This window comes from Pleionea sp. CnH1-48 (assembly GCF_024124665.1).
In the GTDB taxonomy this organism is placed as follows: Bacteria; Pseudomonadota; Gammaproteobacteria; order Enterobacterales; family Kangiellaceae; genus JAMXSB01.
Genome location: NZ_JAMXSB010000003.1, coordinates 503,373 through 513,180, shown reverse-complemented (window position 1 = coordinate 513,180; position 9,808 = coordinate 503,373). Strand labels below are relative to the sequence as shown.

Here is a 9,808-nt window from a genome sequence, read left to right as displayed (position 1 = left end):
CTTCAAAAAAGTGGACTATGCCGATTAGAAATTGGAAAGCGGCCTTAAATCATTTTATGATTGTTTTTGATGGCCGCTTAGATGAATATATGTGAACTGGCAGATACACAGAATAATTTACAGGGTCATTCTTCTTTCAGTATTGAGGAGCTTTCTAAATTTATAAAACACGGTCTTTATTTTGTTGTTCATGTCAACATTGCAAATCCAGAGTTTGCATCTCCAACAAAGGACCGCTTGATAAACGTAGAAGTATATCAAGCGGTGGCTAATGCGACTTATAGAGAGACGACTAAGTTCCTCAAACAGTATCCTTCGTTTATTAACAATTTTCTGAAAAATGAGTCATTGACGGGAGGTTAACTTTTCAGCTTTTCTCTAACTTCCATCAGAATGAGTCCTAACTTATTTTTGCCGGAACCATCGCCACCATCTCCCCAGTAGCTATCGTTTTCGGTTGACTCAATCAGTTTGGCTGACCCTGTGCCGAGAAGAAGCGCTTTCAGATAATCATGTTGCATGAATTTTTGTAACACTGCTTCACGCATAACATTATCTTTTATCGATTCCCAACTTCGTTTTAATTTTCTCTTTCTGTCACGGCCTTTTCTGGCTGCTTCCATTGGGGTTTTAGCCTTTCTTATTTCGTTTTGGTCAGCTGCATTATCAAACTTCATTGCTTGAAAGTAGTGCTCACTGCTAGGCCAGACTTTGCTTTTTATTTTAATGGGGTAGGGGGCAAAGTTTGAAAACTCACCGTATTCATCCGTAGTGCTATAAAACTTTATTTCCTGATTCATGAGTTTTTCCTTGAATTAATTACTTAAGAGCGTATTTCTCCATTCAATAACACAGCCTATAGTTTGTTTAACGTTTTATGAAGCAAACTAATATAAATGATTTACCTGATATCAACACGTTATCCTTTTGTACCGAATTGAACTGACCCAGATGGCCTTGTAAGAGTGTTTCTTTGGACTCTTTCTGAGTATAAGTAATTTCTACATCTGTCGTTAAAGGATACACAAATCCAAAATCACAGGATGGCATTTTTAACTCTGCTTGCTCTGTTACTGTTTCTATTATGGCAGCGAACTTATCTGGACGATGCATAATATTAAAATCTCTAATCGTTCCATTGTGTAATGTTCCAAAAGTTTGACTGCCGCCATCAAAGGTAGCGTAACTGAGTAGAGTATCTAACTTATCAACTGACTGTTCGTCATGTTCCAGTGTGAGCCCATTTCCTTCGATTAGAACCAGATTACGCTCTAAACCAGAAAAGTTAGAAAATGCACCGTCTTCTGCAACAGTGGCAATACTTAAACGCCAATCAAAGTTATCCAGGGTGCTGTTTGGGCTAATGGCGAGTTCAATGGTTTCGCCTTTGCCATTTTTCCAGGGCGTCGATTTGTACTGATGAGGTGCTGTAACGTTCATTTAAGATTCTTTCATGGATAATTTTAATCAATAGTATAAACAGCCGAACAGCGAGAAACTACTGTGACTTTAAGGTATTAGGTGATGTAAAAATAAGAAAGGAAAATGGCTGGGATGGCAGGATTCGAACCTGCGAGTGGCGGGATCAAAACCCGCTGCCTTGCCGCTTGGCGACATCCCAGTAGTGCTTTAAAGCCTAGAGTGTGATTAAGGATTATTCAATAAACACCACTCTGAAAGTGAAAAAAGCCTGCTAACCGCAGGCTTTTGAAATAGTGGTAGCAAGGAGTGGAGTTGAACCACCGACCCCATCATTATGAGTGATGTGCTCTAACCAACTGAGCTACCTTGCCACTGCTCTCTCTGTGAGAGGCGCGTATTCTGCCTATTTTTCTGAAAACTGTCAACACCTTATTTCAAACAATTTCACCTTTATTTTAAATTGCTGTAACAAACCTGAACCTTGTGCATCATTTGAACTCAAGAGATTGATTTTAAGAGAATTTTTGATGAAAAAGTGGTTAGTTTTATTCTTCTTCTGGGCTACGTCTACTATGGCCTTTGATCGTACGCAAATTGCTGATTCTGCTGACAATGTGACGCCTTTACTTAATGGCCAGTCAGTGCCTGACGTCATTATGTGGGATGAAAAAGGCAAGCCGGTAAAATTGCGTAAATATGTCGCCAAAAAACCAACAATTATGGTGTTTTATCGCGGAGGCTGGTGTCCTTACTGTAATGCTCAGTTAGGTCAACTAAATAGCATTGAGCCTGAGTTACTAAAAATGGGCTATCAGTTGATGGCTATCAGCCCTGAAGTGCCCGATAAGATTAATGGCATGCGCGAGAAGAATGATTTGAATTATGAACTCATGTCTGACTTTCAATTGGATGTTGCCAAGAGTTTCGGCATTGCTTTTCGTCTGGATGATAAGATGATGGAGCGTTATAAAAACCGTATTCAATTCTCTAAGCACAAAACTGAAACTAACGGCAACTTGCCTGCGCCATCGGTATTCATTGTCGATACAGACGGTGTGATTCAGTTCAGTTACGTTAATCCAAGCTATAACGTGCGTTTACATCCGGAATTATTACTAAAGGCCGCAGAGACTTCATTGGGTGGCTCTTATTTACCACTGAAGAAATAATTCGCTGTTGGTCAGCCAGACACAAAAAAGCCTGCAATATGCAGGCTTTTTTGTGAGATAGAGGTGGCTATCTAAACATTAAAGCGGAAGTGGATAACATCGCCGTCTTTTACGATGTAGTCTTTTCCTTCCAAACGCCATTTACCTGCGTCTTTTGCACCTTGCTCGCCGTTATGCTCGACATAATCATCGTAGCCAACGATTTCGGCGCGAATAAAGCCTTTTTCAAAATCCGTGTGGATTTTGCCTGCCGCTTGAGGAGCTGATGCGTTAACCGGAATAGTCCATGCTCGAACTTCTTTTACACCTGCCGTAAAGTAGGTGTGAAGGTTAAGTAGTTCGTAGCCAGCACGGATAACTCGGTGCAATCCTGGCTCTTCCAACCCCATTTCTTCAAGAAACTCAGCTTGCTCATCGACTTCTAGCCCGGCCAGCTCTGATTCCATCGCAGCACATACAGAGACAACCACTGCGTTTTCTTTGGCAGCAAACTCTCTGACAGAATCAAGGTAAGGATTGTTCTCAAAGCCATCTTCGTTAACGTTAGCAATGTACATGGTTGGCTTTGCTGTAATCAGCTGAAGACTCTTAAGGAAAGGAAGGTCTTCTTTATCAAACTCAACGGAACGCACTGGTTCACCTTCGTCTAATACCGCTTTGCATTTTTCTAGAATGACTAAAGCGGCCTTAGCATCTTTGTCGCCGCTTTTAGCGACTTTTGTGTTCTTTAAAATCGCTTTTTCTACGCTTTCTAAATCCGCTAAAGCTAATTCGGTATTGATGACTTCTATATCAGAAATTGGGTCAATTTGCCCTGCAACGTGAACGATATCATCGTTTTCAAAACAACGAACGACATGAGCAATGGCATCGGTTTCGCGGATGTTACCAAGGAATTTATTTCCTAAACCTTCACCTTTAGAAGCCCCTGCAACCAAACCCGCAATATCCACGAATTCCATGGTTGTTGGCAGGATCTTTTGAGGGTTTACAATACTGGCGAGTTTATCCAGTCTGGGATCTGGAACTGGCACAACGCCCGTATTGGGATCGATAGTACAGAAAGGATAGTTTTGTGCATCAATACCAGCGTCGGTTAATGCATTGAATAAAGTTGACTTACCTACGTTGGGTAATCCAACTATGCCGCAATTAAATCCCATGGCTTGTTCTCGCTCAGGTTGTTTGGGTTTAGCTTAGCAGATCTAAGCTATGTAAATGTTGCATAGCTTTGTCATGAGCGCCAGTAATGATAGGTTCAATACTTCTGACCGCTTCATAAACTGCATCGTCAATGGCTTTGCGTTCTTTTGCGGGTGGTTTACCAAGTACAAAGTTAGTGACTTTGTTTTTGTCGCCTGGGTGGCCTATCCCAACTCGCAGTCGATAAAAATCTTTTTGGTTACCAAGTTTTGCAATGATGTCTCGCAATCCATTGTGACCACCATGGCCGCCGCCTTTCTTTAGGCGTATTTGGCCAGGGCCAATGTCTAACTCATCGTGTGCAACGAGAATATTTTCTGGTGCCAACTTAAAAAAGTTCGCCATTGCGCCAACGGCTTGACCGCTTAAGTTCATAAACGTAGTTGGAATGAGTAGACGAATGTCTTGATTGTGGATAAGACCACGGCCTGTGAGGCCTGAAAATTTAGACTCGCTGCTAAGCGAAATCTGATAGCTTCGTGCCAGTTCTTCGATAAACCAGGCACCTGCATTATGGCGGGTATCTTCATATTGTGAGCCTGGATTAGCCAGGCCCACAATTAACTTAATAGATGACATGATGTAATTCTATTAAGGCTTCAGCAAATTATGCATCTGCTTCGGCTTCAGCACCTTCTTCTGCTTCTTCAGCTGCACCACCGCGACGGTGTACTGAAACAACAGCTTGGTCGTGATCGGCACCGTGATTCAATTCGAGGATCTGAGCACCTTCAGGCAATTTGATGTCTGATAAGTGAAGAACACCGTTAACGTCCAGATCAGCCAAGTCGATTTCGATGAATTCAGGAAGATCTTTTGCTAAGCAAGAGATTTCTACAGTGTTCATGTGGTGTTGGATAGTACCGCCAGCTTTCGCGCCTGCACATACATCTTCGTTGATGAAGTGTAAAGGAATTGCCATGTGGATAGTGTCGTTGTCAGACACACGCTGGAAATCCATGTGAGTAACTTTAGGCTTGAAAGGGTGGCGCTGCATGTCTTTCAAGATAACCTTGTGCTTCTCACCGTCGATGATCAGCTTAAGGATGTGAGAGTAGAATGCTTCGTGCTCAACGTGTTGTAGTACTTCTGCGTGATCCAGAGTTAACGCTTGAGGCTCTTTGTCACCGCCATAGATGATGGCTGGGACTTTGTCTGCTAAACGACGTAGGCGGCGGCTCGCACCTTTCCCCATGTCTGTACGCAATTCAGCATTCAGTTCAAATAAATTCATGTTATTTCTCCAAAAATGTCGATTAGTTATCCAGCGTCCGCGACCAGAGCTGAACGATCCCCTAAGTAAGGGGCGGCAAATTATACAGTTTGTGGAGGAGAGGGTAAAGATGTTAAGTGGGATAAAACGGAGGTTTTATAGCTAAGGGGCAAACTATTTAAATTACTGCCAACAAATGTTTGGTTTTTGGCGCAGATATAAAAAAGCCTGCAATCAAAGGCAGGCTTTTTACTTCATAAGTAAGCAGGTGCTTACTTAATCTAGAAACATTGTGCTCAAAGATTCTTCTTCGTTTACACGACGAATTGCTTCAGCAAGAATGTCTGACATGGTGACTTGCTCAATACGCTCACATGCTTTGGCGTCGTCACTCAATGGGATGGTGTCGGTAACGACTAGCTTATCAAGGGTTGAACCGTTGATGTTCGCAATCGCTTTGCCAGAAAGTACTGGGTGAGTACAGTAAGCAACAACCGATTTGGCACCGTGGTCTTTCAGAGCTTTCGCAGCCAGACATAGAGTGCCTGCTGTATCGACCATATCATCAACGATAATACAGTCACGGCCTTCAACTTCACCAATGATATGCATTACTTGAGCTTCGTTGGCTTTCGGGCGACGTTTGTCGATGATGGCCAAGTCTGCATCGTTTAAGCGCTTGGCTACAGCACGCGCTCGAACAACACCGCCAACATCCGGAGAAACCACCATCAGGTTCTCAGTTGATTGCTTTTCGATGTGCTCAAGTAAAACAGGCGTTGCATAAACGTTGTCTACCGGAATATCGAAGAAGCCCTGAATTTGGTCTGCGTGAAGGTCAACGGTGAGTACACGGTTGATGCCAACAATCGCCATCATATCGGCAATCACTTTGGCACTGATTGGTACACGCGCAGAACGTACACGACGATCCTGACGAGCGTAACCAAAATAAGGTACTACAGCCGTGATTCGGCCTGCAGAGGCACGACGCAATGCATCGGCCATAACGACCAGTTCCATGACGCTATCGTTTGTAGGTACGCATGTGGATTGAATAATGAAAACGTCTTTACCACGAACATTTTCAAGAATTTCTACATTAATTTCGCCATCGCTAAAGCGGCCTACAGTGGCTTCGCCTAATTCTATATCTAGTTTTTCTGCGATTTCATGGGCGAGGTCGGGTGTGGCGTTGCCACGGAATAGCATCATGTCAGACATGGATAGCCCCAGGTTGATAAAGATTTAACTTGGTGAAGAAAGCTTAGCTTGATTTTTCAAATATTGAAACCAGAAAGAAAATGGCTGGGATGGCAGGATTCGAACCTGCGAGTGGCGGGATCAAAACCCGCTGCCTTGCCGCTTGGCGACATCCCAGTAATGCTAATTAGCAACCTTAGAAAGCAGTGCAGACTCACTAACGCCTGAGGCAATAAAGTGTGGCCATCTGCACAGGGCCGCTATTTTACGCAATTCTCGCTGATTGTCAAAGGTTGAAAACAAACAACTTCCGCTACCGGTCATTCGTGTGTTTGGATTGTGCTGTATTAGCCAATCGTACGCTTCTTTGACTTCAGGGTAGAGGTCAAAGACCACACTTTCCATTACATTTTCGCCGATGTAAGGCTGACCCTGTGCGAGAAAGTCGCGTATTTTCCACGTTTCGCAGTTTCGTGTCAATGCTTGGTGACCGAAAATCCTGGGGGTCGATACAAAGCACTCAGGATAAACAACCAGATAGTGCTGGGGCGGTATGTCTATGGGCGTTAACTCTTCACCAATGCCCTCTGCCCAGGCGGTTTTTCCGTGCACAAAAACAGGGACGTCAGCGCCTAAGGTTTTGCCGATATCAGCCAACTGTTCGGTTGATTGCTCACATTGCCAGAGTTGATTGAGTGCCACCAAGGTAGTGGCTGCATCTGAGCTACCGCCTCCAACGCCGCCACCCATAGGTAGCTTTTTATCGAGGTGTATATGAACCCCTTTTTTATTGTTGCGAAAGGGTTCTAGTGCGCGAGCGGCTCGAGTGATTAAATTGTCGTCTGTTTCTAATTCTGGAATAGAGCAGGTTAATCGAATGTCGCTTTGCGAGGTGAGTTCAAAACTTAACTCATCACCATAATCCAGCAGTTGAAAAACGGTTTGTAATAAATGATAGCCATTGGGTGCACGACCAGTGATACGTAACATCAAATTCAGCTTTGCTGGAGCAGGCCACAGAGAATGATTTTGCATACACTAAGACTCTTTGGTGAACTGCCAGCCATGGACAGAAAATTTAATGGTCACTTCTGGATGAGTGACACGCAGTTTTTTGGGCATGATGAGTCCTGCAAAATCTTTGTAGGTACGAAACTGCATCTGCCATTGATCGAAATAAATATGCTCGACGTAACCATCGGTATTATTTTGATAGTTAGCGTTGTTGGTATAGATGCCCAGAATCCATTGCTCTAGCTGATCCACTGGAATGTTCCAGCCAGTGGTTCGATACAGAAGCTGTTGTGCATTTGTTCCTGTGTAAGTTTGGTCAGACAACTCGACCTTAGCGCCTTCTGGTCCTTTGCTTAGCCGAGCGTAGGTTTGCCCTAGCATGCCAGAGATACGAATGTGAGTTCGCTCTCCTTCTTTGCGCCATTCGATGCTGGCACTGTTTGATTCTTCTGCTGTCAGTATGCCGATTCTGCCTTGCATGGTCCAAAAATGTCTTTTAGATAAGAAGGTCTGGCGTTGTTCGACGGTCATATTAGCCGGAATACTAATGCTGTTTTGAGTTTTCCACAAAGAACAGCCTGATAATAAGCCAGTCAATATCAGGCATAAGATAAACTTTTTCATAATGAGTTAGTCGGTTTGTATTTGTATGTTCAGGCGTTCTAGTACAGCCTTTAAATGCTTATTGTCTGGATGAAGCTTCCAGTTTTGCGTCAGGATAGTACGAGCTTCTTCTTTTTTGCCGTTCTGCCATAGGACTTCTATCAAATGAGAGGCAACTTCTGGCTCTGAGCTTTTGTTATAAGAAGCTTTGAGTTTTTCTTCCGCTTGATCAAGCTTGCCTAAACGGTAGTAAACCCACCCAAGACTATCCAGTACTGCTGCGCTATCGGGTAGCTCATCAAAGGCTTCCTGAATCAGTGTGAGGGCAAAGTCCAGTTCTTTCTTTTGATCCGCCAAAGTGTAGCCGAGCGCATTTTTTATGTGAGGGTTTTCGGGATCCTGAGCATGAATGGATTTTAATTCTTGCTCCATGAGCTGGTATTGTCCTGTTTGTTCGCGCGTTAAGGCGCGGGCATATTGAAGCTCAATGTCCTGAGGATAAAGCTTCAACCCATTATCAAGGATCTTTAGCCCTGTATGTGCTTGCTTCTGTTCTGTTAACAGATTACTGGCCTGTAGATACCATTGTTTTCTTAAGGAGTTGTTCAAACGTTGACCGACGTAGTCTATAGAGTCAAGAACGTCAGCCTGTGGATTCTGTTTTAGCGTGATCTCTAGTTGTACGTAAGGAATATCGAGCGAAGTCAGTGCTGGAGTAATAAAAGGCGATAACCAGTCCAGAGCCTCTTGAGAGCGATCAAGTTGTTGCAACAAATCCGCGCGTAGAGTGACCAGTTGCTCAGTGTACTCGGGCGGCGCTTTGTCGATTAAGTCTTTGAGTTGTTTAAGCGCTTGTGAGGAGCGGTTTTGTTTTAACAGCAGCTGCGTTTGTTTGCGTTGTGCTGGTAGCCAGTATTTTCCATAACCTACTTTACTTAAACAGGCGAGGGCGTCTTCTGTCTGGTTGAGACGTTCTGCGCTATCACCGCAGTAATAATAAGAGGTATCTGGTTGATAGTCTTTCGCTGCCAGCAATTTAAATTGCTCAAGAGCATTGTCGTATTGCTCCAGGCTGTAATAGCTGATGGCTAACAGATAAGCTGCATCTTTATCTTCTGGGGCATGGTCTTGCCACTGAGGAACCAGGTCGACAATTTTAGAATACTCACCTTGCTTAAAATAATGCTGAGCTAACAAAAAGTAGGCGGAGCTGCTTTTGGTCTTTTTTTGCGTTAAAGAGATGAGATAGTCAAGGGCTTCATCTTGAGTGTTTAAATCGCGCAATATTTGATATTTAAGCTGGACCGCAGAATTGAAGTCGGGATTAATGGCTAATGCCTGATCGATGGCAATACTGGATTTATGCAGGTAGTTTGTATTTTTGGCTACGACAGCGGCTTCGCGCCAGGTAAAGGCGAGTAAAGTCTGGCTTAATTCGTCGGCCCGCTCTTCGTGAAGTTGCTGCCAAAGCTCAACAATGGCTGGGCTTAGTCCTGCTCGTACCATCGCAGAAAGATGTTCAAAGGCTTTTGTCTTGCTGTCTGATTGACGAATGAGTTGTTTAACGTAGTTGAGAGCACTGTTGACTTCGTTTAGCCGAATATAAGCCAAAATGATGTTTTGTTGTGCTTGGACGCTGTCTGGGGCGCCACTCAACCAAGCTTTGGATGCTTCAAGTAATGCGACTGAGTCGTTTAGGCCAATAGCCAACCTAACGGCATCTTTGGCTACTTTTTCGTCTGCATAGTAACTCAGTGCATACAGATAGTGAGTGAGTGCAGACTCTTTATCTTGATTGGATTCGGCGATTTCGGCCGCTAATATGGCTTGATACAGTTCCGCGCGTGCTCGGTCACTTAGTTGAGCGGTTTCTTGTTGTTTGGTGGGAGTCGACGAAGGTTCTGTTTTCTCGACAGACGCACAGGAGGTGAGCAATATCGTCATGACGGCCACCGAAACTGAGCGCATTTTGAGCTTTTTT

At 43.9% G+C, this 9,808-nt stretch carries 11 protein-coding genes and 3 tRNA genes; 2 read left to right on the top strand and 12 right to left on the bottom strand.

Annotated elements, in window-relative coordinates; all coding sequences use genetic code 11:
• Positions 1-81 precede the first annotated feature (81 nt).
• Positions 82-363, top strand: a complete 282-nt coding sequence (locus NH399_RS25850) for a hypothetical protein (protein WP_371876062.1) — start codon at positions 82-84, stop codon at positions 361-363.
• Here NH399_RS25850 and NH399_RS07320 read toward each other — a convergent pair.
• The 4 genes from NH399_RS07320 to NH399_RS07305 all read right to left on the bottom strand — a co-directional run bounded on the left by NH399_RS07320 (position 360) and on the right by NH399_RS07305 (position 1,793).
• Positions 360-800: an NADAR family protein gene (locus tag NH399_RS07320; RefSeq protein ID WP_253038118.1), complete on the bottom strand. Its 441-nt coding sequence runs from the start codon at positions 798-800 to the stop codon at positions 360-362. The two genes, NH399_RS25850 and NH399_RS07320, sit on opposite strands and share 4 nt — an antisense overlap.
• 67 nt (positions 801-867) lie before the next feature.
• Positions 868-1,440 carry a HutD family protein gene (locus tag NH399_RS07315; RefSeq protein WP_253038116.1) on the bottom strand — a complete coding sequence of 191 codons (573 nt, stop codon included), beginning with the start codon at positions 1,438-1,440 and terminating at the stop codon, positions 868-870.
• 106 nt (positions 1,441-1,546) lie between these two features.
• Positions 1,547-1,621, bottom strand: a tRNA-Gln gene (locus tag NH399_RS07310).
• Between the two features lie 95 nt (positions 1,622-1,716).
• A tRNA-Met gene (locus NH399_RS07305) sits at positions 1,717-1,793 on the bottom strand.
• 156 nt (positions 1,794-1,949) lie between these two features.
• Here NH399_RS07305 and NH399_RS07300 point away from each other — a divergent pair.
• Positions 1,950-2,591, top strand: coding sequence for a peroxiredoxin-like family protein (locus NH399_RS07300; protein ID WP_253038114.1), 642 nt, complete (start codon positions 1,950-1,952; stop codon positions 2,589-2,591).
• A gap of 71 nt (positions 2,592-2,662) precedes the next feature.
• On the opposite strand, the gene ychF is transcribed toward NH399_RS07300, so the two are convergent.
• The 8 genes from ychF to NH399_RS07260 form a co-directional block, all read right to left on the bottom strand.
• Positions 2,663-3,754 carry a redox-regulated ATPase YchF gene (gene ychF, locus NH399_RS07295; RefSeq protein WP_253038113.1) on the bottom strand — a complete coding sequence of 364 codons (1,092 nt, stop codon included), beginning with the start codon at positions 3,752-3,754 and terminating at the stop codon, positions 2,663-2,665.
• A gap of 28 nt (positions 3,755-3,782) precedes the next feature.
• Complete coding sequence (gene pth, locus NH399_RS07290; RefSeq protein ID WP_256489323.1) at positions 3,783-4,373, bottom strand: aminoacyl-tRNA hydrolase; 591 nt, start codon at positions 4,371-4,373, stop codon at positions 3,783-3,785.
• A gap of 28 nt (positions 4,374-4,401) precedes the next feature.
• The gene (locus NH399_RS07285) at positions 4,402-5,028 is read right to left on the bottom strand and encodes a 50S ribosomal protein L25/general stress protein Ctc (RefSeq protein WP_253038103.1); all 627 of its coding nucleotides are present in this window, start codon (positions 5,026-5,028) and stop codon (positions 4,402-4,404) included.
• Between the two features lie 255 nt (positions 5,029-5,283).
• Positions 5,284-6,231 (bottom strand): ribose-phosphate pyrophosphokinase, encoded by a 948-nt coding sequence (locus NH399_RS07280; protein WP_253038101.1) that lies wholly within the window; start codon positions 6,229-6,231, stop codon positions 5,284-5,286.
• An 81-nt stretch (positions 6,232-6,312) separates the two neighbouring features.
• Positions 6,313-6,387: transfer RNA gene (locus NH399_RS07275), tRNA-Gln, on the bottom strand.
• Between the two features lie 6 nt (positions 6,388-6,393).
• Positions 6,394-7,245: a 4-(cytidine 5'-diphospho)-2-C-methyl-D-erythritol kinase gene (ispE, locus tag NH399_RS07270; protein WP_253038099.1), complete on the bottom strand. Its 852-nt coding sequence runs from the start codon at positions 7,243-7,245 to the stop codon at positions 6,394-6,396.
• Positions 7,246-7,248: 3 nt separating this feature from the next.
• Complete coding sequence (gene lolB, locus NH399_RS07265; RefSeq protein ID WP_253038087.1) at positions 7,249-7,848, bottom strand: lipoprotein insertase outer membrane protein LolB; 600 nt, start codon at positions 7,846-7,848, stop codon at positions 7,249-7,251.
• A gap of 6 nt (positions 7,849-7,854) precedes the next feature.
• On the bottom strand, positions 7,855-9,795 hold the full coding sequence (locus NH399_RS07260; RefSeq protein ID WP_253038077.1) for a CDC27 family protein: 1,941 nt from the start codon (positions 9,793-9,795) through the stop codon (positions 7,855-7,857).
• Positions 9,796-9,808: the final 13 nt, after the last annotated feature.

Excerpts from the sequence above, each read along its gene's own strand:
- NH399_RS25850 (WP_371876062.1), top strand. The coding sequence starts at position 82 with ATGAATATATGTGAACTGGCAGATACACAGAATAATTTACAGGGTCAT.
- NH399_RS07320 (WP_253038118.1), bottom strand. The coding sequence starts at position 800 with ATGAATCAGGAAATAAAGTTTTATAGCACTACGGATGAATACGGTGAG.
- NH399_RS07315 (WP_253038116.1), bottom strand. The coding sequence starts at position 1,440 with ATGAACGTTACAGCACCTCATCAGTACAAATCGACGCCCTGGAAAAAT.
- NH399_RS07300 (WP_253038114.1), top strand. The coding sequence starts at position 1,950 with ATGAAAAAGTGGTTAGTTTTATTCTTCTTCTGGGCTACGTCTACTATG.
- ychF (WP_253038113.1), bottom strand. The coding sequence starts at position 3,754 with ATGGGATTTAATTGCGGCATAGTTGGATTACCCAACGTAGGTAAGTCA.
- pth (WP_256489323.1), bottom strand. The coding sequence starts at position 4,373 with ATGTCATCTATTAAGTTAATTGTGGGCCTGGCTAATCCAGGCTCACAA.
- NH399_RS07285 (WP_253038103.1), bottom strand. The coding sequence starts at position 5,028 with ATGAATTTATTTGAACTGAATGCTGAATTGCGTACAGACATGGGGAAA.
- NH399_RS07280 (WP_253038101.1), bottom strand. The coding sequence starts at position 6,231 with ATGTCTGACATGATGCTATTCCGTGGCAACGCCACACCCGACCTCGCC.
- ispE (WP_253038099.1), bottom strand. The coding sequence starts at position 7,245 with ATGCAAAATCATTCTCTGTGGCCTGCTCCAGCAAAGCTGAATTTGATG.
- lolB (WP_253038087.1), bottom strand. The coding sequence starts at position 7,848 with ATGAAAAAGTTTATCTTATGCCTGATATTGACTGGCTTATTATCAGGC.
- NH399_RS07260 (WP_253038077.1), bottom strand. The coding sequence starts at position 9,795 with ATGCGCTCAGTTTCGGTGGCCGTCATGACGATATTGCTCACCTCCTGT.